The following is a 22,340-nucleotide window of genomic DNA, read 5'->3' on the forward strand; positions in this document are numbered from 1 at the left end:
GGAGTTTAAATGTGTTTATCAATCCCTTCTAAAATAAAAAGTATTGATAAAGAAAGCAATATTTGTACAGTTGATACTATGGGTATTGAAAGAAGTGCAAGTTTAGATTTAATTGACCAAGATGTAAAAGTAGGAGACTATGTACTTATTCATATAGGTTTTGCTATGAATAAGATTGATGAAGAGGATGCAATTGAGTCTTTAAAATTGTATCAAGAGATTATAGATAAGATGGAAGAAGAAGAGCGACAAGCTTTAATACAAGAGTCTGAAAATTGCCCAAAGAGTTAATATGCAGTTAGAATTAAAAGATTTGTATGATGGTTTTAGGGATGCTAAAACTATTAAAGCATATAAAAAAATAATAGAAGAAGATGCAAAAAAACTAAATAGAACTATAAATATTATGGAGGTTTGTGGTGGTCATACTCATACTATTATGAAGTATGGAATCCCTCAACTTCTTCCTTCTAATATAAAATTTATTCACGGACCTGGATGTCCTGTATGTATTATGCCAAAAGAAAGAATTGACCATGCATATATTTTAAGTATGCAAGATGATGTTATTTTGGTAACTTTAGGGGATATGATAAAAGTACCTGGAAGTAATGGAAGCTTACAAGATGCAAGAAGTAAAGGTGCAGATGTAAGATTTGTTTATTCTCCTATGGATTGTTTAAAAATAGCAAAAGAAAATCCTACTAAAAAAATAATCTTTTTTGCAATAGGATTTGAAACTACAACTCCTATGACTGCTGCACTACTTGATATAGTAATAAAACAAGAAATTAAAAATATTTTCTTTCATATAAATCATGTAACAGTTCCTGAAGTAATGCGTGAGTTAATTGATAGTAGAGATGAGCATGTAGATAGTTATAATCATAATATTGATGCTTTTTTAGGCCCTTCTCATGTAAGTGTTATTAGTGGAAGTAAAATCTATGAAGAGTTTCCAAAAAATTATAAAAAACCAGTGGTTGTTGCTGGATTTGAACCTGTTGATGTAATGCAAGCTATTTCTATGATAGTAAAACAGTTTTGTGAAGATAGATGTGAACTTGAAATAGAGTATAAAAGACTTGTTACATATGAGGGAAATATAAAAGCTCAAGAGTTAATAAATAAATATTTTCAAAAGGTTTGTTTATTTAAATGGAGAGGTTTAGGAAATATAAAAGACTCAGGATTAAAACTAAAAGCAGAATATAGTAAATATGATGCAGAAGTTATTTATAAAGAGATTTTACCAATCGAAGAGATAGAAGACCATAAACTTTGTATTTGTAGTGATATTTTAAGAGGTATGGCAAGTCCAACAGACTGTACTATTTTTGGAACTGCCTGTAAACCAAATAAGCCAGTGGGTTCTTGTATGGTTTCTAGTGAAGGGGCTTGTGCTGCATATTATAAATATGGAAATCTTTTAAAATAATAACCTTGTAGTTAAAATTTAAAAATATATTATAGGAATATAGATGAAAACAGTTACTTTAGCCCATGGAAATGGTGGAGCAGAAAATCAAGAGTTAATTTCAAAAGTTTTTTACAAAGCTTTTAAAAATGAAATTTTAACAAAAAGTGAAGATGCTGCTGTTATTGAAGATGGAAATTTAGCTTTTACTACTGATTCTTTTACAGTAAGTCCACTTTTTTTTAATGGAGCTGATATAGGAAAATTATCTATTTGTGGAACTTGCAATGATTTAGCTATGATGGGTGCAAAGCCTAAATATCTCACATGTTCAGTTATTATTGAAGAGGGCTTTGAAATTAAAAGCTTAGAAAAAATTGTAAAATCAATGAAAAATGAACTAGAAATAAATGGTGCAATTATTGTAAGTGGTGATACAAAGGTAGTGCCAAAAGGAAGTGTAGATAAAATCTTTATAAATACTACTGGTATTGGGCAAATTTTACAAAAAGGAATTAGCTCAAACTTAATTTCTAGTGAAGATATAATAATAGTAAGTCGAGATATAGGATGTCATGGTGCAACTATTTTTGCAGCACGAGAAGGTATGGATATGAATAGTGATTTAAAAAGTGATTGTGCTTCTTTATACCCACAAATAAAAGCTTTAATTGAAGCTGGTATTAAAATAACTGCTTTAAGAGATGCAACAAGAGGTGGAGTTAGTGCTGTTTTAAATGAATGGGCAAATCAATCTGATATTTGTATTGAAGTGCAAGAAGATAAAATACCCATATCAGATGAAGTAAAAGGTATTTGTGAATTACTTGGCTTTGAACCTATGAGTTTAGCAAATGAGGGGACTTTTGTAATGGCTATAAAAAAAGAAGAAGCTTTAAAAGCCTTAGAGGTTTTACAAAAATTCGAAAACTCAAATAATGCTTGTATTATTGGGGAAGTTACTCAACAATATCCTAAAAAAGTTGTATTAAATTCAGCTTGGGGAACAAAAAGGTTTTTAGAGTTACCAACTGGTGAACTTCTTCCTAGAATCTGCTAATGAAAATTTTATTATTAATCTCTTCTTTTAACTCACTATCTCAAAAAGTATATGTGAGGTTAAAAGAACAAAATCATATAGTAAGTATTAAGTATGCAATAGATAATAAACTTATGATAGAAGAGGTTAAGTCTTTTAAACCAGATATTATTCTTTGTCCTTTTTTAAATAAGTTTGTTCCAAAAGAGATTTATGAAAATACCGCAACTTTTATTGTTCATCCTGGAATTATAGGAGATAGGGGTGCAAATTCACTGGATTTAGCAATTTTAGAAGATAAAAAACAGTGGGGAGTTGTAGTTTTAAAAGCAAATGAAGAGTTTGATGGAGGAGATATTTACTCTTTTGAAAATTTTTCTATGCCCAATAAAAGTAAAGCTTCAATATATAGAAATGAAGTTACAAACTGTGCAATTAAAGCAATAGATAAACTTTTTATTAATCTTCAAGATAGCTCTTTTAGTCCAATTAAACAAGTTTTAAACCCCCTTCATAAAAAAATAACTCAAGAAGATAGAAAAATTAATTGGGAAAAAGATAGCAGTAGTGAGATTATTAAAAAAATAAATGCAAGTGATTCAAGTCCTGGGGTTAAAGAAACTTTATTGGGCTTACCTTGTTATATGTATGGAGCTTTTTTAGAAGAAGAGTTAAAAGGAAAACCAAAACAAATAGTTGCAAAAAGAGATGGAGCTATTTGTATAGGAACTATTGATAAAGCAGTTTGGATTACACATTTAAAAGAAGAAAACTACTTTAAACTACCCACAACTTATGTATTAAAAGATAGATTAAAAGGTGTAGTTGAAAAAAGAGTACCTTTAGTTTTGACTAAACATATAGATACTTTTTATGAATTAAGAGTCGAAAAAGAAGAAGAAATAGCATATTTATATTTTAATTTTCATAATGGAGCTATGAGTACAGCTCAGTGTATAAGATTGAAATATGCAATAGATTACTTAAAAGAAGAGTGTAAAGTTCTTGTTTTAATGGGAGGAGAAGACTTTTTTTCAAATGGAATACATTTAAATATTTTAGAAGATAGTAAAAAACAAGGGGAAGATGGTTGGAGTAATATCAATGCTATTAATGATATTATTAAATCTTTAATTTTCTCTTCAGAAATTATTACTGTTACTAGTTTTGGGAAAAATGCAGGTGCTGGAGGAGTTTTTTTAGGGCTTGCAAGTGATTATATAGTAATTAATGAAGAAGTGGTTTTAAATCCCCATTATAAAACTTTGGGTTTAAGTGGAAGTGAGTATCACAGCTTTACTCTTCCAAAAAGAGTGGGAGAACTTAAAGCAAAAGAGATAATAAATAAATGTTTACCCCTTGGAAGTAGTGAAGCTAAAAATATCGGTTTAGTAGATAAAGTGTTTAAAAATGAGAATTATCTAAAAGAGTTAAAAGAGTTTTGCAAAGATTTACTTAAAGATGAAGATAGTTTTGATGAGTTTTGTGAACAAAAAGAAGAGTTTTTAGAAGAAAATGCAAAGTATATTAATTCTTGTAAAGAAAAAGAATTAAAACAAATGTATGATGAATTTTGGAAAGAAGAGTCTTTATTTCATATTTTAAGAAAAGAGTTTGTTTATAAAAAACAAGCTTTAAAAACCCCACAAAGATTAAAGGAGATATAAAATGCATGAATATAGTATTGTTCAGTCATTATTAGAACAGTGTGAACAACACGCAAAAGCAAATGATGCTTCTAAAGTAACAAAAGTTGTAGTAAAAATAGGTGTATTAAGTGGTGTTGAGGTTGATTTATTGCAAACAGCTTTTGATACATTTAAAGAAAAAACAGTTTGTGATAAGGCAGAATTTATAATAAATCATCAAAAAGTAGTCATTGTATGCAATGAATGTAATGAAAAAACAACTTTAGAAAAAAATGAATTTTTATGTCCAAAATGCAATAGTGGAGATTTAAAAGTTATAGATGGAGAAGATATGTATCTTATGAGTTTAGAGCTAGAATAAAAGTATCCACTTAGGCTTTTTAATATAAACTATAATTTCACAATTTTACAAAAAGATATATAACTTTAGTAAAATTGATTGTAATTTTTAAGCCCATTATAACTTAGTATTAAAGTAAGTGTAAAATTTATAATTTATAATTTTTTTTATTAAGATAGTTATAGCTTGTATAAAAGTTCTTTAATTTATTGTTTTTTTTGAAAACTTGGGTTATACTAAAATTGAGAAAAATAATCAGTATTAAAAAGAGAAGAAATGCAAGAGTTAAAAAAGTTAAATTTATTATATGTAGAAGATGAATTAAGAACAAAAGATAATTATACTAAGACTTTTAAAATAATATTTAACCAAGTATTTTCCACTGATAATTATAATGATGCAATCAATATATTTTCAACTAATTCAATTGATTTTGTTTTACTTGATATAGAATTAAATAATGAAAAAAATGGTTTTGATATAGCAGAAAAGATTAGAGAATTTAATCCTTTGATTCCTATAGTATTTTTAACAGCTCTAGACCATAAAGATATTCTACTAAAAGCAATAAATTCAAATATAAATGGATATATTGTAAAACCTTTAAGTATAGAAAAATTTATTGATATTACAAAACCTATTTTAAAAAAAATAAACTTAACTCAAAATTTTATAACTTTTAGAGATTTTAAATATTACTTTGATACTTATGAATTATTTAATAAAAATAATCAGTTAATAAAATTAGGAAAAAAAGAAACAAAATTGCTTCATACTTTTTTAACTAATATAGATAAAGTGCTTAGTAGAGAGTTTTTAGAGTATGAAATATGGGAAGAGCCTTTATATTCTGATACAACACTAAAAAACCTAATGGCTAGTTTAAGAAAAAAAATTGGTAAAGAAACTATAGTAAATATATCTAAAATTGGATGGAAAATTGAAACTTTTTAGAGTGTTTTTTTATATACTAATTTTCTTATTAGATATTTTTGCTGAAGAATTTAATAAAAAAGAAGATATTTTAGCTATTCATCCTCTAACAATGCTTTTACTTAAAAATTCAACTACTATAACTTTAACTAAAGAAGAAAAAGAATTTTTACAAAAATATCCAAAAATAATTATAGGAAGTGATACTAAATGGATACCTTATGTTTATGAAACAAAGGATAAAAGAGTTATAGGATTTAATATAGATATTTTAGAAAAGATAAATAAGTTAATAGGTTCAAATTTTAAATTTGAATTAGATACACATAAAAATATTATTAAAAAAGTAAAAGAAAAAAAAATTGATGGAATTATTTCTAGTTTTATTAGTGAGGAAAATAATGAATATTTAAATTTCTCAATTCCTTTTTTAAAACAGTCGATTAATATTGTTGTAAAACATGGTAATCCTTTAAGAATTAAAAGTATAAAAGATTTAGAAAATAAAACTATTGTTATTCAAAATGGGAATTATTTTTTAGAAAATATTGTTAAAGAAACTTTTACTAATTCTAAAATAATTTATAAAGATTTATATGAAGATGTTTTTGAAGAAGTAGTTTTTGGTCAAGCTGATGCAACAATCAATGAAGGTCCTAGTAACTTTCTTAAAAATGAAAAAGATCTTCCTTATTTAAACAGGGCTTTTAGCTTTGATAAAAAAGTTGAAATGTTTTTTTCTATTAGAAAAGATATGCCTGAAGCAATAAGTATTTTAAATAAAGGTATTAAAGCAATTCCAAATAATGAAATTGAAGTACTTTATCATAAATGGTTTGGCACTTTTAATTTTGATATTCATTCAAGTGGCCTATCTAAAATAGATAAAGAATATATAAATAAAATAAAAAAAGTAAAAGTATGTACTGATTCAACTTGGTATGCTTTCAATAAAGAAAATAGTGATGAAGAAAGTATTACTAATAATATTTTAAATATAGTATTAAAAAAAGTTGGTTTAGAAAAAGATTTAATTTTTACAGCCACTTGGGAAGAGTCTTTACTATTATTAAAAAAAGGAGATTGTGATTTAATTTCTGCAATTTCTAAAAATAGTGAAAATGAAAAATTTATTAAATTTACAAAACCTTATACTAATTATCCCATTATGTTAATTACTCATGTAGATACTTCTTATTTATATAATTTAAATGAATTAAAAGATAAAAAAATTGCAATTATAAAAGATAATGCAGTTTTAAATAAGTATAAATATAGTAACAAAGAAATAGTTTATGTATCTACTCCTTATGAAGGATTAAAAATGGTTCAAGAAAAAAAAGTTTTTGCTTATGTAGATTTACTACCTAAGTTTATATACACTCTTGATAAAGTAGAAAATGTGAAAATTAATAGAGAAATTGATTCTTCTGTAGATATATCAATGGGACTTAGAACTACTGATAATCATTTATTTCATATTATTGAAAATTCATTATCAAGTATTACAGATATAGAAAAAAATAAAATTTTTAGTAAACTTTTCAAAGAAAATTATAGAAAAAATGTTAATAAAGAATTGATAGTTCAAGTAATACTTCTATTGCTTGCAGCAGTTTTTTTAGTGTTATTTTGGAATATTCAACTAAAAAAGAGTGTAAAAAAGGCATTGCAAAAAAATAAACAGCAGGAAAGTTTGCTTTATTATTATTCTACTCAAGATGCAATGAAAGATTTAGTTGGTAATATATCTCATCAGTGGAAACAACCCATAAATGAACTCTCATCAGTTCTTTTTTATCTTGAAACAAAATTATATTTAAAACAAGAAATTACAAATGAGGATATTAAAGAAAATACTTTAAAATCAAGAGCAATTATTGATTATTTATCAAAAACTGTTAATATTTTTTCAAATTATTATGTAGATAAAAAAACTGAAACTAATATTAAAATTTTAACTCTTTTGGAACAATCAATTTTTATAACAGATGGTTCTTTTAGAAAATTAAATACGAAAATAAGTCTTGATATAAAAGATAAGAATTTAAAAGTAAAAGGTGAATTTTTACAACAAGTTATTTTATCAATATTGAATAATGCTAGAAATATTATTGTTGAAAGAAAAATTGGTGATTCTCTTATCAATATTAAGCTTTATAAAAAAGATATATATTCTATATTAGAAATAGAAGATAATTTTGGAGGAATAACTAATATAGATACAATTTTTAATCTTGGTACTACAAACTCAAAAAAAGGAACGGGATTAGGATTATTTATATCTAAGCGAATAATACAAGATAAATATCAAGGTGAGATTAGTGTAAAAAATAAAAAAAATGGTGCAGTATTTATAATAAAATTACCTATTGATTGCGTTTAAAATGAAACTTATTATCAAAATCAGTCTAAAAACATACTTTTTTTTCTTATAATTCTATTTATTAGAATTTTATAAGGAAAAAAATGAAAAAGAATTATTTAAGTTTAACCTTAGCTTTAATGTCTTTTTTAACTGTTTCTAATGCTTCAACATTGCAAGATACTTTGTCTAATGGTAAAATTAGTGGTACTCTTCAAGCCTATTATTTTGCTAGAGATAAGAATTCAGGAACAGATAATGATATTTTAACATTAGGTTTGGATATTAGTTATGAAAGTGCAGAATATAATGGTTTTGGATTTAAAACAACTTTTCAAAGTGCAAGTTCTCCTTGGGTAGACGAAGATGGTAAGGCTGGTAGAAAAAGTAATATGTGGGGTTCAGGAGCCCAGCTTTCTGAAGCTTTTATCTCTTATACTTATATAAAAACTAGTGCCCAAATAGGTAGAATGTATTTTTCTTCTCCTCTTTTAAGTGGAAGTGGTTCAAGAGTTAATAAAGAAGCTTTTCAAGGATTTGTAATAACAAATAGTAATATTCCTGATACAGTTGTAACTTTAGCATATATGAATAAGTTTCAATCAAGAACTGATGGAAAAGGGAATATTGGAGAATTTACTAAAAATTTTAAAACTGCAGCTGCTCCTTGGTCTTTTAAATTAGATGATGGTGCATATACTGTTAGTATTGTAAATAAATCTTTAGAAAATTTAACTTTAACTGCTGCATATGTTGATGCAATAGATGCCTTTAAAGCAACTTATTTAGAAGCAGCTTATAACTTTTTAAATTATTCAATTTCAACTCAATACTATAATAGTAAAGAAGAGGGAAAAGAAAGTGGTAACTTATTTGGACTTCAAGGTACTGCTTCATTTGGTCCTTTAAACTTTACAGCCTCTTATACAACAACTGGTGATGATGCTGATGTTCTTCCTGGTCTTGGAAATGGAGCAGACTTAGCATATACTTGGTCAGAAGCATTTGCATATCAATATGCAGCAAATCAAGATTCAGCAAAAATCTTAGCAAAATATAAAATTAATGAAGCAGCATATGTAAGTGTAGCTTATTTAGAAGAAGATGGAAAAGATTACAAAAAAGGTTATACAGACCTTGTGGCAGGTTACAAATTTTCAGGTTCATTAAAAGGTTTAGATTTAAAAGTTGCTTATGAAATAGGTAGCAAAGATGCTAAAGATGATGAATTAAGAGTTAGATTAAACTATAAATTTTAAAATTAATTTTGGAGGAATTAGATGTTATTAAAAAATAAATGGATAGCAAGTTCTTTACTTGCAATTTCCTTAATGTTAGGTAGCACAACAACTGCTACTGGAAATGATGTTACTTTAAAAAATCAATTAACTTATGTAAACTATAGAGATATAAGAGATTTAAATCCTCATTTATATAGTGGGGAACTTTTTGCTCAAAATCTTTTATTTGAATCATTAGTTAAGATTGAAAATGATGGCTCTTATACACCGTGGTTAGCAAAAAGTTGGGAAATTAAAGATAAAGGAAAAACTTATGTTTTTCAATTAAGAGATGATGTATATTTTCATGATGGTGAAAAATTTAATGCGAAAGCTGCAAAAGCAAATTTTGATGCAATTTTAGATAATAGCAAAAGACATGGTTGGCTTGAGTCTATTCGTCTTATGATTGAAGTTGAAAAATCAGGAAAAAAAGCCATAGAAGTTACAGGAGAGTATGAACTTACATTACATTTAGCCTCTGCATATTACCCTTTATTAACAGAACTTGGAGTTACAAGACCTTTTAGATTTATATCTCCTAAATCTTTTAAAGATGGAATAACAAAAAATGGTGTGACTAAGATGAGTGGTACAGGGCCATATATTTTAAAAAGCAACAAGATTGATGAATATTCAGTATTTGTAACAAATGACAAATATTGGGGTAAAAAACCTAAGATTGAAAAAATTGTTGCAAAAGTTATTCCTGATGAACAGACAAGATTACTTGCACTTGAAAATGGTGAAATTGACTTAATTTTTGGACCAAATATGATTAGTGCAGAAGCTTATAATATATATTCTAATAAATCTGGATTTAAAGGTATTATGTCTGAGCCAGTTTCTACTAGAATGCTACTTTTAAATACTACAAATCATATTTTAAAAGATGTTAGAGTTAGACAAGCATTATCATATGCGACTGATAAAGTAAAAATCTCAAAAGGTCTATTTGATGGTATTGAATCTCCTGCTGATACTCTTATGTCCAAAAATACTCCATATTCTGATATTGGTTTAAAACCATATGAGTTTAGTTTTGAAAAAGCTAAAAAGCTTTTAGATGAAGCAGGTTGGGAAAAAGTTGATGGTAAAAAATATAGGCAAAAAGATGGTAAAGATTTAGAAATTATTTTAAATTATGATGCAAATAAAGTAACTGATAATAATATTGCTGAATTTTTACAAAGTCAATATGCAAAAATTGGTATTCATTTAAATATTAAAGGTGAAGAAGAACAAGCTTTTAGAGATAGACAAAAAGCAGGTAATTTTGCAATTACTTTTAATATAGGTTGGGGCATTCCCTATGATCCACAATCATTTCTTGGCGGAATGACAAAACCAGTTTATGGTGATTATATGGCACAACAAGGTCTTTCTAATAAAAAAGAGCTAGATGAGCATATTTTAGCAGCATTTAAAAGTGTAGATGAGGGGAAAAGACAAAAACACTATAAATATGTTCTTGAAACACTTCATAATCAGGCAGTATATTTACCTCTTACATATAAAAGAAATAGAGCTATTTTTAATGAAAAAGTTAAAGGTGTAAGTTTTAATATATCTCAATTTGAAGTTCCAATGGAAAAAATGAATATAGAATAAATTATAAAATAAAAAAGTCTTTTTTAAGCTTTTTTATTTGGAAAGGATGATGTATTAAAAATTATATAATTAAAAGATTGTTTTTAACAATTCCAATGTTATTTTCGATTACTTTTATTGCTTTTAGTTTAACTACTTTTATTCCTTCAGATCCAGCTGAAGTTGCTTTAAGAGTAAATGAAATTATTCCTACTGCTGAAGCTATTGAGGAGATAAGAATAGAATTAGGTATGGATAAGCCTTTTTTAATTAGGTATGCAAACTGGCTAAATGACCTTTTTCATCTAGATTTAGGGAATTCTTATATCAATAATAATAGAACAGTTATAGGAGAAATAGCTAGAAGTTTACCTGCTACACTTACTTTAGCTTTTTTTGCTTTTATTATCGTTATTGTAGTGAGTATTCCTATTGGTGTATTAAGTGCTGTTTACAAAGATAGTTATTTTGATAAAATTATTAGGCTTATTGTTTTTATCGCAACTGCTATGCCAAATTACTGGATGGGACTACTTTTAATGTGGTTATTTGCTTTAGAATTTAAACTTTTACCTACAAGTGGGGCTACTTCTTTATTACATTTTATTTTACCTGCTATAACTCTTAGCTTAAATTTTATTGCACTGTATGTAAGGCTTATTAGAAATAGTATGCTTGATAAGATGAAAGAGGATTTTGTATTTTATTTAAATGTTAGAGGAATAAAACAAATAAGCATTATTTTAAAACATTTAGTTAAAAATTCACTTCAAACTTCTATAAATGCTTTAGGAATGAGTATTGTTTTACTTATTGCTGGAACTTTTGTAATTGAAAATATTTTTGCTATTCCAGGTATTGGAAGACTTTGTATCTCTTCCATTTTTAATAGAGATTATCCAATGATTCAAGGTTATATTTTAATGATGGGATTTTTATTTGTATTTGTTAATTTGATAGTTGATATTATTCAAGTGTATCTTGATCCAAGATTAAAAAAAGGAGTGAAAGGCTTATGATAGCTAAATTGCTAAAAGATAAATTAACAGTTATTGCACTTCTTATTATTTTAATAATTATAATAATGGGAATTTTTCCTGAATTTTTTTCTACAAATAATCCTTATGAACAAGATATTATGAATAAATATGCACAATATTCTTTACAATATCCTTTGGGTACAGATAATCTTGGAAGATGTATCTACTCGCGCTTAGTCTATGGAATACAAACAACACTATTTTTATCATTTTTAATTATGTTTTGTACTTTAACTATTGGTACGGTAGTTGGCATGTGTGCTGGATTTTTTGAAGGTATTATTGATGAAATTATTATGAGAATTGTTGATGTAATGTTATCTTTTCCAACGCAAGTTATGATTCTTTCTATTGTTGGTATTTTAGGTGTTGGAATGCAAAATGTGATAATTGCAAGTATTGCAATTACTTGGGCTTGGTATGCAAGAATGATTAGAGGAATTACACTTAAATATCGTTATAAAAACTATATGCTTTATTCTAGTGCAATTGGTTCTAGTAATCGTTTTATGATGTTAAAACATCTACTGCCTAATATTTTTTCTGAAATTATTGTTCTTGCAACACTTGATATTGGATGGGTTATAATTAGTATCTCTACTTTATCATTTTTAGGTCTTGGAGTTCAAGCACCAACTCCTGAATGGGGCGCAATGCTTAGTGAAGCAAAAACAGTAATGATATCTCATCCACAACAAATGCTTCCAGCTGGATTTGCTATTTTGATTTTAGTTTCTTGCTTTAATCTTTTAGGAGATAGTTTAAGAGATATTATGGATCCAAAGGAGTCTATTAGATGATTTTAGAAGTAAAAAATCTTAATTTATTTTTTAAAGAAAAAAATAAAGATGTTCAAATTTTAAAAGATATTTCTTTTAACATTAGAAAAAATCAATGTCTAGGTATTTTAGGAGAATCTGGAAGCGGTAAAAGTATGCTATGGAAATCTATTATGGGGCTTTTAGATGATAATTTTAAAATTGAAGGTGAAGTTAATTTTCAAGGAATTAATTTACTTAATATGAATAAAGAAGAAAAAAGGCTAATAAGAGGAGATAAGATTACTGTAATTGTACAAAACCCAATGACTGCTTTTGATCCCCTGTTTACTATTGAAAATCAAATGATAGAAACTTTTCAAACACATACTAATAAAAATAAAAATGAAATTAAAAAATTAGCAATAAATATTTTAGAAAAGATGAATATCTCAAATCCTTTAGAAGTTTTAGAAAAATATCCCCATGAGTTAAGTGGTGGAATGTTACAAAGAATTATGATAGGGCTTTCAATGGCTTTAAATCCCTCTTTAATAATTGCAGATGAACCAACAACTGCAATAGATTCATTAAATCAAATAGAAATAATCAAAGAATTAAAAGAACTTCATGAAAAACTTAAACTAACTATGGTTTTTATTACTCATGATTTACATATACTCTCTCAAGTAGCTGATAAGATAATTGTTATGAAAGATGGAATGATAGTTGAAGAGGGTTTAAAAGAAGAAATTCTTAACAATCCACAAAATAAACAAAGTAAATTTTTAGTTGAGACACGAATGAAACTGTTTAAAAAATTTGAAGAGTGTACAAAAGAGGTACTTTAATGTTACTAGAAGTTAAAAATATTAGAAAAAGTTATCCTATATCTAATGGAATATTTACAAAAGGAAAACAAGAGGTTTTAAAAGATATTTCTTTTTCAATTGAAGAAGGAGAGTGTGTAGGAATTATTGGAGAATCAGGTAGTGGAAAAAGTACATTAGGAAGACTTATTTTAGGGCTTGAAAAAGCTGATTATGGAGAAATAAAATTTTTAGAAAAAAAAGAATGTAAGTTTTTTAGAAAAAAAATAAGTGTAGTTTTTCAAGATTATACTTCGAGCGTAAATCCTAGATTTAGAGTATTGGCTATTATTTCAGAGCCTTTACGACAAACAAAATTATCTAAACAACAAAGATATGAAAAAGTTGTTACTTTACTTGAAAAAGTTGGATTAAATGAAGATTTTATATATAGATTTCCACATGAATTAAGTGGTGGACAGCTTCAAAGGGTTTGTATTGCAAGAGCAATTGCTACAAATCCAAAATTTTTATTACTTGATGAAGCTGTAAGTTCTTTAGATATTTCTGTTCAAGTACAAGTATTAGATTTATTAAAAAAGTTAAAAGAAAAAGAAGGTCTTTCTTATTTATTTATAACCCATGATTTATTAACAGTTACATATTTATGTGATAAGGTTTTATTTTTTAAAGAAGGAAAAATCATAGAAAAAATAGATAAGATTACTGAATTAAAAAAAGTTCAAAATGAGTATTCAAAAGCACTACTAAAGGTTTATCAATGACAAATAAGATAACATATAAAGAATATCTTGCTATTGCAATACCTTTTGTAATATCAACAGTAACACAACCTTTATTAGGTGCAGTTGATACAGCTGTTTTAGGACGACTAGATGATGCCGCATTTATGGGTGGTGTTGCAATTGGAGCAGTTATCTTTAATACTTTATATTGGCTTTTAGGTTTTTTACGGGTTAGTACATCTGGTTTTGCTGCACAATCTTTAGGTACTCAATGTAATAAAGATTCGTTGTATGCGCTTCTAAGACCTGCTATTATTGCTGTGGTTTTAAGCTTACTTTTTATTTTACTACAAACTCCTATTAAAATGGGAGCAGAAGTTATATTTGATGCAGATTTGGATGTGTGGGAATCTACTATTATTTACTATGATATTTTGATATGGGGTGCTCCTTTTGTATTGATTGGTTATGTTAATCTTGGTTGGTTAATGGGAAGAAAACTTATAAAAGAAACTTTATATTTACAAGTTTCAATGAATATAATAAATATTATTCTTGATATTTTTTTAGTATTATATCTTGATATGGGAGTTTATGGAGTTGCATATGCTACACTTTTCTCTCAAGCTGTAGGTTTTTGTATAGGAATTTACTTAATAACTAAGCAAGTTCCAATTAATACTATTTTTAAGAAATATAATGATCTTTTTGAAAAAGAAGCTTTTTCTAAAATTATGGGAGTTAATACAAATTTTCTTATTAGAACAATATGTTTGCTTATTATGACAAATATGTTTATTGCAAAGGGGGCATCATTTGGAAAAGAAACACTAGCTGCAAATGCTGTATTATTTCAACTTCAGTATATAATTGCATATTTCTATGATGGTTTTGCAAATGCTTCAAGTATCTATTCAGGAAAAGCAGTTGGAGAAAAAAATATAGAAGATTATAAAAGAATATTAAAAATTTCAAATATTTTAACTTTATGGCTTACTTTAATATTTACATTAATTATAACTTTTTTTTCAAGTCAATTAATAAATATATTTACAAATATTAATGAGATTGTAGTAATTGCAAATGAGTATATTTTTTGGCTAATTTTATATCCTATTGCCATTGGACATGGACTAACTTTTGCAGGAATATATACAGGAGCTACTTTTACAGCTCCCGTAAGAGATGGGTTAATTATATCTTTATTTGTATTTGTATTAATATACTTTTTTGCCATACCTAAATTTGAAAACCATGGTTTATGGTTGGCTTTTATTTTATTTAGTTTTACTAGAAGTATTACTTTTATTTTTTACTTAAGAAAGATGCAAAAAAATATTTTTAAAGGAGTATACTAATATTGTGATATTGAATTTTTTTTATACAAATTCAATTATTGACTGTTTTGGGTAAAAAATCTAATAAAAAAGTGTAAAAAAATTACAAAATAGTTGCTTATTTAATTTTCTTTTACATAATAATTACATAAAATTTTGGTATTGTTTTTTTACTATGTTTAAGGAGAGAAAATGAAAAAAATAATTACACTAGGGGTTGCTACTGCGATGATGGCCTCATTGGCAATAGCAAAAGAGGTTAAAATTGGAGTTATTTTACCTATGTCAGGACCAATTGGAGGATTTGGACAAAGTGCACATAAAGGTTTAACTTTTGCAAATGAAATGAATCATACATTAAAAAATGGAGATACAGTTAAATTAGTATTAGTAGATAATAAATCAGATAAAATTGAATCAGCAAATGCAGCTTCAAAATTGATTTCTGATGATAAAGTTACAGCTATTATTGGGGCATTAACTTCTACAAATACTATGGCTATGACAAAAATTGCTGAAGAGGCAAAAGTTCCTGTTGTTGCTCCTGTTGCTACAAATATTTTAGTTACTAAAAGAAAAGATTATGTTAGTAGAGTTTGTTTCTCTGATGCTTTTCAAGGAACAGTTGCAGCTAACTTTGCTATTAAAGAGTTAAAAGAAAAAGAAGCAGTATTAATTACAGATGTTAAATTAGACTATTCTATTGGTATTTCAAAAGTATTTAGTACTGAATATAAAAAATTAGGTGGTAATATAGTTCAAAGAGTAAAAATCAACTCTGGTGATACAGATTTTAAAGCAATGTTATCAAATATTAAAGCTTTAAATCCAAAATTAATATTTTTCCCTATTTATTCAGCAGAAGCTGGACTTATCGCAAAACAAGCAAAACAGTTAGGAATTACTGCAAAATTCTTAGGAACTGATGGTATGACTGCTGATAAAATTTTCTTTGAAACAGCAGGTGATGCAGCTGAAGGTTTCTATGGAACTAACTTATTTTCATCAGATGCTCCTAAAACTACTGATTTATCAAAAAAATATGATAAAGAATTTACTGCAAAATATAATGAACCAGTTCACCCATTTGGTGTTTTAAGTGCTGATTCTTATAATGTTATTATAAATGCAATGAATCAATGCAAAGACCCAACAAATTCAATTTGTGTAAATGAAAAAATTAGAGCTACTAAAAACTTTCAAGGTGCTTCAGGTATTATCTCTTTAGAAGAGGGAGATGCTGTTAGAAGTGCAGTTATCAACCAAATTGTTAATGGAAAAGAGAAATTTTTAACATTGGTTAATCCTTAATTTAAAAGCTTTATCTTTTGATAAAGCTTTTTTTTTATTTTAACTTATTGGAAAATTTATGGATTTTATAACTTTTTTTCAACAACTTATTAATGGGATAAGTCTTGGAAGTATGTATGCACTTATTGCCATTGGATACACAATGGTATACGGAGTTCTAAGACTTATTAACTTTGCACACGCGGATATTATGATGGTTGGTGCTTTTGCTGCTTTTTTTGCTATGGATTCAATTGGTTTTTCATTAGCTTTTGCAGTATTATTTGCAATTATTATTTCTGTTTTAACGGGGATTGCAACAGATAGAATTGCTTATAAACCTTTAAGACAAGCACCAAGAATTTCACTATTAATTACAGCAATTGGGGTATCTTTTTTCTTAGAAAATATAGTAAATGTAACTTTTGGAGGAACTCCAAAATCTTTTCAAGCACCTGATTTTTTTGAACAGATTATAAAAATAGGAGGGACTACTTTAACACCAACAGTTATAATTGTTCCCTTAATTACTATGTTATTACTTGCAGTATTATTATATATCTTATTTAAAACAAAATATGGAATTGCTATTAGAGCTTTAGCTTTTGATATTAAAACTGTATCTTTAATGGGAGTTGATTCAAATAAGATTATTATGATTGTATTTATTATTGGTTCAGCTTTAGCTGCTGTTTCAGGAATTTTTTGGGCAATTTCTTATCCTATTTTAACTCCATATATGGGAGTAATGATAGGTCTAAAAGCTTTTGCTGCTGCTGTTTTAGGTGGTATTGGTTCTGTTTCAGGAGCAGTTTTAGGTGGGTTTATTTTAGGCTTTACAGAAGTTGTTTTTGTGGCAATTTTACCAGAATATGGTGGGTATAAAGATGCAATTGCCTTTATTTTCTTAATTTTAGTTTTATTATTTAAACCAACTGGAATTATGGGTATAAATTTCGAAAAGAGTAGGTTCTAATGGAAAGACTAAGTAAAGCACAAATATTAATTTTTTTAGTTTCTGTTGGATTTATCTTCCTTTCTCCTTATATCTTTGAAGATTATGGAATGAGAATCTTAAATAATATCTGTATTTTTATAATACTTGCAGCTTCATATAACTTAATAAATGGTGTAACAGGTCAGTTCTCACTAGAACCAAATGGATTTGTTGCTATTGGAGCATACATTACAGCTTTAGCACTTTTAGATGAAGATATGAAGTTTGAACTTTTTCAACTTGAAGATCCAGCACCTTGGGTTCTTGCACTTCATTTAGATTTAATTCCTGCACTTTTACTTTCAGGTTTTGTTGCAACAATTGTTGCAGTATTTTTAGCTGCACCTGTATTTAGAGTAAGAGGGGATTATTTGGCTATTGTTACTTTAGGATTTGGTTTTATTATTAAAGTAATAGCAATTAATTCTCCAGAAATTACAAATGGTTCAATTGGTTTAAATGAAATACCATCTGTTATAAATATTTATTGGACAGGTGGAATTGCAATTTTAACAGTAATTTTTATGTTAAATATAATTTACTCAAAATATGGAAGAGCTATGAAAGCAGTAAGAGATGATGAAGATGCTGCAAGTGCAATTGGTATTAATACTTTTAAAATTAAAACTTATGCCTTTGGAACTTCTGCATTTTTTGAAGGAGTAGGTGGAGGATTATTGGCAATTTTACTTACAACAATTTCACCAGATTTATTTACATTTTTCTTAACATTCCAATTATTAATTATTATTGTTTTAGGCGGATTAGGTTCTATGACAGGGACAATTATAGGAACAGTTATTGTAATTGGTGGAAGTGAATGGTTAAGATTCCTAGATGCTCCATTAAATATTTTTGGATATGAAACTGATGCACATCCCGGTCTTAGAATGGTAGTATTCTCAGCTATTTTAATTTTAGTTATGCTTTTTGCAAGAGAGGGTATTATGGGTAAAAAAGAGCTTACAGATATTTTTAAAAGGAAAGCAAAATGATTTTAGAAATTAAAAATATCACAAAAAGCTTTGGTGGTGTAGTTGCAATAAATGATACAAGTTTTCATATAAATAAAAATGAAATCTTTGGACTTATAGGTCCAAATGGTGCAGGAAAAACTACACTATTTAATATTATTACAGGTAATTATAAACCAACTATGGGTGAAGTTTTTTTAAATGGTAAAAAAATCACTAATACAAAAAACTATAAAATAGTTCAAGAAGGAATTGCTAGAACTTTTCAAAATATTAGACTTTTCTCTTCTATGAGTGTTTTGGATAATGTTTTAATTGGTCTTGATAATAAGGCAAATTATTCATATTTAGAAACAATGTTTAGGCTTCCTAGATATTTTTCAAAAGAAAAACAAATAAAACAAAAAGCAATTGAAATTTTAGAGTTTTTAGGAATTGATAAATATAAAGATGAATTGGCAACTTCCTTATCATATGGAAATCAAAGAAAAGTTGAAATAGCAAGAGCACTTGCAACTAATCCAATACTACTTCTACTTGATGAACCAGCAGCAGGGATGAATCCTCAAGAGACAAAAGAGTTAGCCGAACTTTTATTTACAATTAGAGATAAGTTTGATATTACTATTTTGCTTATTGAACATGATATGAAATTTGTAAATCACTTATGTGATAGAGTAATGGTACTTGATTATGGTAAAACTATCTTTGAAGGGCATATTGAAGATGCTATTAAAGATGAAGAAGTAATAAAAGCTTATCTTGGAGATTTTAAACATGCTTAAAGTAAGAGATTTAGAGGTTTATTATGGGCTTATTAAAGCTGTTAAAAATATAAACTTCACAGTAGAAAAGGGACAAATTGTATCATTGATTGGTTCAAATGGGGCAGGTAAAACTTCAACTTTACAATCTATTGTTAATGATGTAAAAAGAAAAGGTAGAATCTATTTTGATGGACACAATATTTCTAAACTTCCTACTCATAAAGTTATTCAAAGTGGTATTTCTTTAGTTCCAGAAGGAAGAAGAGTTTTTATTAATCTAACAATTGATGAAAATCTTAGAATGGGTGCATTTAATAATGATGAAAAGTTTGAAAGTTTAAGAGAACATATGTATGAACTTTTTCCAAGATTAAAACAAAAAAGAGCTCAATTAGCAGGAACTATGAGTGGAGGAGAGCAACAAATGTTAGCAATTGCAAGAGCTTTAATGAGTTCTCCAAAACTTTTAATGCTTGATGAACCAAGCTTAGGATTAGCGCCAAAAATAATTGGAGAAGTTTTTGATATTATTACAAAGCTTAAGGAAGAAGGTATTACTATTTTATTAGTAGAACAAAATGCATATGCAGCTTTAGATATTTCTGATTATGCTTATGTTTTAGAAAATGGTGAAATTGCTTTAGAAGATAAAGCATCAAAATTAATCTCTTCTGATGAAATTAGAAAAAAATATTTAGGGGCATAAGTGTTACCAATTGGAGAATATATACAAGCTATCATTGGTATTATGGCAATTTTTAGTCCATTTGCTGCAATACCTATTTTTATTTCTTTAACTTCTTCTTGTAGTGAAAAAGAAAGAAACTCTACTGCAAAAACAGCTGCAATAGCAGCTGGTATTGCAGGACTTGTATCTGTATGGATAGGGCAATATATTCTTATATTTTTTAGTATTTCAATTGCTGCTTTTAAAATTGCAGGTGGAATTTTACTTCTATTAATGTCTATAAATATGTTAAATGCAGAAGTTCCTAAAGTAAAAAATACAAAAAGTGAATTGGAAGAAGCTAAAAATAGTTCAAAAGAAATAGCTGTTGTTCCTTTGGCAATTCCACTTATTGCAGGACCAGGAGCTATTTCTACTATAATTATTTATTCTGAAAAAAGCAATCATCTTTCTCATTTAATAATGATGAGTTTGATTATTATAGGTATTGGCTTTTATATTTGGGGTGCCCTTAGAATGTCAAACTATATAAATAAAAGACTAGGTATAACTGGAATAAATATAATTTCTAGAATTATGGGATTATTACTTGCTGCCATTTCAATTGAATTTATAATCTCTGGTCTTTCAATGGTATTTCCTTTTTTAATTCAAAAGTGATTATTTTTTAAATAGTGTATTTACATTTTATTAACTTAAAAAATATATAATTATATTTACAATTAAATAAATAGGAATATATTATATGTTATTAATGAAATTAGAAGCAAAAGAGAAGTTTGCTTTTTTACAATTGGCTCACTATTTAGCTAGAATAGATAGTGTTTATGGTGAAAAAGAAAAAGAGATTATCGAAGAATACTGTGCTGAGATGGGTATAGAAAATGAGGAGTTTTTTGATATTTCGGACTTTTCTTTAGACGAGACTTTAAAAAACTTTAAATCAAAAAAAAGTAAAAAAATTGTTATGTTAGAATTGATGATTTTAATTCATGCAGATGATTCTTTTGATTTTAAAGAAAAAGAATTAATAAAAGTAATAAATAATAGTTTTGGTTTTTCTCAAAATAATATTAACTACTTTTCTCAATGGGGAAAAGCAGTAGCAGCTTTTTATGAACAAGGAAAATTAATAATAAATGAAGAGTAATTTTACTCTTCAAAAGCCTTAATTGTCTCTCCCACAAAAGTAATAATAGGAGTTAAGCTTTTTAACTCTTCAAAAAAATCTTCATCTTTTTTAAAAACTTCTTCTAAAGTAAAAATTAGACATTTTTGATCTTTTGTTGTTCCTTTGCTTAAATAAGCAATAGGAGTTGTTTTAGGGAAACCTTTTTTTAAAAGAGAGTTTACTATCTCTTTTGCTTTATGCGCTCCCATCATAATTATAAGATTTTCTCTTTTATGATAATTTGTTACTATTTCATTAAAAAGTTCTATATCATGCCCTGTAATAGTTCGATATGAATCAGAAAAACTTCTATCAATTGAAGGTATCATAAAACTTTCAGGAACACTTGTAGTTGAAGAAACTCCTGAGATAATAATAGGTGTAACTCCTATTTTTTTTAAAGCTTTTACCTCTTCATATCCTCTACCAAATACAAAAGGTGTTCCACCTTTTAATCTTACAACTATATTTTTCTCTTTTGCATATTTAACTAGCAGGTCATTAATCTCTTCTTGATTTTTTAAATGTTTTCCTTTTCTTTTTCCAACATTTATCTTTAAGCACTCTTTTTTACAAAATTTTGTAAATTCAGGATTTACTAAAGCATCATATAAAACCACGTCAGCTTCTTGCAAAACTTTTACTGCTTTTAATGTAAAAAGTTCAATATCTCCTGGACCTGCACCTACTAAATATACCAAAAAGACTCCTTATAAATTTATATTATAAAAAAAATTAGCTAGAATAATATTATCTTTTGACTTAAATTTTATGTTAATTTCTTATATTCTTTATTTTAATAATTTCTTTTTCATTAATTAAAGAGTAAAATATTATGCTATTTAAGTATCCAATTTTCAAATATTATAGATATTCAATAACATAATTTAATTACTAGGAAGTTTGTGATAAAATGCAAAGCATGGAAATTATCAAAGCACTTGATTTAAAAATTGAAAAATTAGTTCACGATTATGATCGTATTAAAATTGAAAATGATGTATTAAGGCAAGAACTTAATGAATTAAAAAATAAAAATGATGAATTAGTAAGAAATAATCAAGATATGCTTTTACGAATTGATAGTGCAATTACATTAACTAAAAAAGGTAAAAAGAGTGACTCAGAAACTGACTTTTCATATTAATAA

General features: G+C 26.8%; 23 protein-coding genes. 22 read left to right on the forward strand and 1 reads right to left on the reverse strand.

The features are described 5' to 3' along the window. Positions 1 to 9 precede the first annotated feature (9 nt). From AMYT_RS06130 to AMYT_RS06230, 21 genes are all read left to right on the forward strand, one after another. Positions 10 to 291 carry a HypC/HybG/HupF family hydrogenase formation chaperone gene (locus AMYT_RS06130; protein WP_114841672.1) on the forward strand — a complete coding sequence of 94 codons (282 nt, stop codon included), beginning with the start codon at positions 10 to 12 and terminating at the stop codon, positions 289 to 291. A gap of 1 nt (position 292) precedes the next feature. Next, a complete protein-coding gene (gene hypD / locus AMYT_RS06135) occupies positions 293 to 1,438 on the forward strand; it encodes a hydrogenase formation protein HypD (RefSeq protein WP_114841673.1) in 1,146 nt (381 codons plus the stop codon). Positions 1,439 to 1,481: 43 nt separating this feature from the next. Then, positions 1,482 to 2,477, forward strand: a complete 996-nt coding sequence (gene hypE / locus AMYT_RS06140; RefSeq protein WP_114841674.1) for a hydrogenase expression/formation protein HypE — start codon at positions 1,482 to 1,484, stop codon at positions 2,475 to 2,477. Continuing rightward, positions 2,477 to 4,123, forward strand: a complete 1,647-nt coding sequence (locus AMYT_RS06145) for a hydrogenase maturation protein (RefSeq protein WP_114841675.1) — start codon at positions 2,477 to 2,479, stop codon at positions 4,121 to 4,123. The genes hypE and AMYT_RS06145 overlap by 1 nt, the downstream gene beginning before the upstream one ends. A gap of 1 nt (position 4,124) precedes the next feature. Then, a complete protein-coding gene (gene hypA, locus AMYT_RS06150) occupies positions 4,125 to 4,466 on the forward strand; it encodes a hydrogenase maturation nickel metallochaperone HypA (protein WP_114841676.1) in 342 nt (113 codons plus the stop codon). A 255-nt stretch (positions 4,467 to 4,721) separates the two neighbouring features. After that, a complete protein-coding gene (locus tag AMYT_RS06155; protein ID WP_114841677.1) occupies positions 4,722 to 5,399 on the forward strand; it encodes a response regulator transcription factor in 678 nt (225 codons plus the stop codon). Continuing rightward, the gene (locus tag AMYT_RS06160; RefSeq protein WP_114841678.1) at positions 5,386 to 7,764 is read left to right on the forward strand and encodes a transporter substrate-binding domain-containing protein; all 2,379 of its coding nucleotides are present in this window, start codon (positions 5,386 to 5,388) and stop codon (positions 7,762 to 7,764) included. The genes AMYT_RS06155 and AMYT_RS06160 overlap by 14 nt, the downstream gene beginning before the upstream one ends. 83 nt (positions 7,765 to 7,847) lie before the next feature. After that, a complete protein-coding gene (locus tag AMYT_RS06165) occupies positions 7,848 to 9,002 on the forward strand; it encodes an OprD family outer membrane porin (protein WP_114841679.1) in 1,155 nt (384 codons plus the stop codon). Between the two features lie 21 nt (positions 9,003 to 9,023). Further along, on the forward strand, positions 9,024 to 10,634 hold the full coding sequence (gene nikA / locus AMYT_RS06170; protein WP_114841680.1) for a nickel ABC transporter substrate-binding protein: 1,611 nt from the start codon (positions 9,024 to 9,026) through the stop codon (positions 10,632 to 10,634). A 68-nt stretch (positions 10,635 to 10,702) separates the two neighbouring features. Further along, a complete protein-coding gene (gene opp1B / locus AMYT_RS06175) occupies positions 10,703 to 11,632 on the forward strand; it encodes a nickel/cobalt ABC transporter permease (protein WP_228197920.1) in 930 nt (309 codons plus the stop codon). After that, positions 11,629 to 12,453: a nickel/cobalt ABC transporter permease gene (gene opp1C / locus AMYT_RS06180; protein ID WP_114841682.1), complete on the forward strand. Its 825-nt coding sequence runs from the start codon at positions 11,629 to 11,631 to the stop codon at positions 12,451 to 12,453. The genes opp1B and opp1C overlap by 4 nt, the downstream gene beginning before the upstream one ends. Further along, complete coding sequence (locus tag AMYT_RS06185; protein WP_114841683.1) at positions 12,450 to 13,262, forward strand: ABC transporter ATP-binding protein; 813 nt, start codon at positions 12,450 to 12,452, stop codon at positions 13,260 to 13,262. The genes opp1C and AMYT_RS06185 overlap by 4 nt, the downstream gene beginning before the upstream one ends. Continuing rightward, positions 13,262 to 14,005, forward strand: a complete 744-nt coding sequence (locus AMYT_RS06190; RefSeq protein ID WP_114841684.1) for an ABC transporter ATP-binding protein — start codon at positions 13,262 to 13,264, stop codon at positions 14,003 to 14,005. The genes AMYT_RS06185 and AMYT_RS06190 overlap by 1 nt, the downstream gene beginning before the upstream one ends. Then, positions 14,002 to 15,324: an MATE family efflux transporter gene (locus AMYT_RS06195; protein WP_228197903.1), complete on the forward strand. Its 1,323-nt coding sequence runs from the start codon at positions 14,002 to 14,004 to the stop codon at positions 15,322 to 15,324. Before AMYT_RS06190 ends, AMYT_RS06195 begins: the two co-directional genes overlap by 4 nt. A gap of 171 nt (positions 15,325 to 15,495) precedes the next feature. Beyond that, the gene (locus AMYT_RS06200) at positions 15,496 to 16,614 is read left to right on the forward strand and encodes an ABC transporter substrate-binding protein (RefSeq protein WP_114841685.1); all 1,119 of its coding nucleotides are present in this window, start codon (positions 15,496 to 15,498) and stop codon (positions 16,612 to 16,614) included. Between the two features lie 58 nt (positions 16,615 to 16,672). Further along, positions 16,673 to 17,569 (forward strand): branched-chain amino acid ABC transporter permease, encoded by an 897-nt coding sequence (locus AMYT_RS06205; RefSeq protein WP_114841686.1) that lies wholly within the window; start codon positions 16,673 to 16,675, stop codon positions 17,567 to 17,569. After that, positions 17,569 to 18,585, forward strand: coding sequence for a branched-chain amino acid ABC transporter permease (locus tag AMYT_RS06210; protein ID WP_114841687.1), 1,017 nt, complete (start codon positions 17,569 to 17,571; stop codon positions 18,583 to 18,585). Before AMYT_RS06205 ends, AMYT_RS06210 begins: the two co-directional genes overlap by 1 nt. Continuing rightward, positions 18,582 to 19,349 (forward strand): ABC transporter ATP-binding protein, encoded by a 768-nt coding sequence (locus AMYT_RS06215; protein WP_114841688.1) that lies wholly within the window; start codon positions 18,582 to 18,584, stop codon positions 19,347 to 19,349. Before AMYT_RS06210 ends, AMYT_RS06215 begins: the two co-directional genes overlap by 4 nt. Next, the gene (locus tag AMYT_RS06220; RefSeq protein ID WP_114841689.1) at positions 19,342 to 20,037 is read left to right on the forward strand and encodes an ABC transporter ATP-binding protein; all 696 of its coding nucleotides are present in this window, start codon (positions 19,342 to 19,344) and stop codon (positions 20,035 to 20,037) included. Before AMYT_RS06215 ends, AMYT_RS06220 begins: the two co-directional genes overlap by 8 nt. Continuing rightward, positions 20,038 to 20,679: a MarC family protein gene (locus AMYT_RS06225; RefSeq protein ID WP_114841690.1), complete on the forward strand. Its 642-nt coding sequence runs from the start codon at positions 20,038 to 20,040 to the stop codon at positions 20,677 to 20,679. An 85-nt stretch (positions 20,680 to 20,764) separates the two neighbouring features. After that, positions 20,765 to 21,169, forward strand: coding sequence for a TerB family tellurite resistance protein (locus AMYT_RS06230; RefSeq protein ID WP_114841691.1), 405 nt, complete (start codon positions 20,765 to 20,767; stop codon positions 21,167 to 21,169). A 2-nt stretch (positions 21,170 to 21,171) separates the two neighbouring features. Here AMYT_RS06230 and cobA read toward each other — a convergent pair whose 3' ends face one another. Next, positions 21,172 to 21,891 (reverse strand): uroporphyrinogen-III C-methyltransferase, encoded by a 720-nt coding sequence (cobA, locus tag AMYT_RS06235; RefSeq protein ID WP_114841692.1) that lies wholly within the window; start codon positions 21,889 to 21,891, stop codon positions 21,172 to 21,174. A 212-nt stretch (positions 21,892 to 22,103) separates the two neighbouring features. Between cobA and AMYT_RS06240 the strand changes: the two genes are divergently transcribed. Next, positions 22,104 to 22,337 (forward strand): hypothetical protein, encoded by a 234-nt coding sequence (locus AMYT_RS06240; protein WP_228197904.1) that lies wholly within the window; start codon positions 22,104 to 22,106, stop codon positions 22,335 to 22,337. Positions 22,338 to 22,340 lie beyond the last annotated feature (3 nt).

The sequence above is a fragment of the Malaciobacter mytili LMG 24559 genome, from assembly GCF_003346775.1.
Lineage (GTDB): Bacteria > Campylobacterota > Campylobacteria > Campylobacterales > Arcobacteraceae > Malaciobacter > Malaciobacter mytili.

Bases quoted from the DNA above. Each gene is read 5' to 3' on its own strand.
- AMYT_RS06195 (WP_228197903.1), top strand. From the start codon at position 14,002: ATGACAAATAAGATAACATATAAAGAATATCTTGCTATTGCAATACCT.
- opp1C (WP_114841682.1), top strand. From the start codon at position 11,629: ATGATAGCTAAATTGCTAAAAGATAAATTAACAGTTATTGCACTTCTT.
- AMYT_RS06130 (WP_114841672.1), top strand. From the start codon at position 10: ATGTGTTTATCAATCCCTTCTAAAATAAAAAGTATTGATAAAGAAAGC.
- AMYT_RS06190 (WP_114841684.1), top strand. From the start codon at position 13,262: ATGTTACTAGAAGTTAAAAATATTAGAAAAAGTTATCCTATATCTAAT.
- hypE (WP_114841674.1), top strand. From the start codon at position 1,482: ATGAAAACAGTTACTTTAGCCCATGGAAATGGTGGAGCAGAAAATCAA.
- hypA (WP_114841676.1), top strand. From the start codon at position 4,125: ATGCATGAATATAGTATTGTTCAGTCATTATTAGAACAGTGTGAACAA.
- hypD (WP_114841673.1), top strand. From the start codon at position 293: ATGCAGTTAGAATTAAAAGATTTGTATGATGGTTTTAGGGATGCTAAA.
- AMYT_RS06165 (WP_114841679.1), top strand. From the start codon at position 7,848: ATGAAAAAGAATTATTTAAGTTTAACCTTAGCTTTAATGTCTTTTTTA.
- AMYT_RS06185 (WP_114841683.1), top strand. From the start codon at position 12,450: ATGATTTTAGAAGTAAAAAATCTTAATTTATTTTTTAAAGAAAAAAAT.
- AMYT_RS06220 (WP_114841689.1), top strand. From the start codon at position 19,342: ATGCTTAAAGTAAGAGATTTAGAGGTTTATTATGGGCTTATTAAAGCT.
- AMYT_RS06205 (WP_114841686.1), top strand. From the start codon at position 16,673: ATGGATTTTATAACTTTTTTTCAACAACTTATTAATGGGATAAGTCTT.
- AMYT_RS06155 (WP_114841677.1), top strand. From the start codon at position 4,722: ATGCAAGAGTTAAAAAAGTTAAATTTATTATATGTAGAAGATGAATTA.
- AMYT_RS06210 (WP_114841687.1), top strand. From the start codon at position 17,569: ATGGAAAGACTAAGTAAAGCACAAATATTAATTTTTTTAGTTTCTGTT.
- AMYT_RS06215 (WP_114841688.1), top strand. From the start codon at position 18,582: ATGATTTTAGAAATTAAAAATATCACAAAAAGCTTTGGTGGTGTAGTT.
- nikA (WP_114841680.1), top strand. From the start codon at position 9,024: ATGTTATTAAAAAATAAATGGATAGCAAGTTCTTTACTTGCAATTTCC.
- AMYT_RS06145 (WP_114841675.1), top strand. From the start codon at position 2,477: ATGAAAATTTTATTATTAATCTCTTCTTTTAACTCACTATCTCAAAAA.
- AMYT_RS06230 (WP_114841691.1), top strand. From the start codon at position 20,765: ATGTTATTAATGAAATTAGAAGCAAAAGAGAAGTTTGCTTTTTTACAA.
- AMYT_RS06240 (WP_228197904.1), top strand. From the start codon at position 22,104: ATGCAAAGCATGGAAATTATCAAAGCACTTGATTTAAAAATTGAAAAA.
- AMYT_RS06200 (WP_114841685.1), top strand. From the start codon at position 15,496: ATGAAAAAAATAATTACACTAGGGGTTGCTACTGCGATGATGGCCTCA.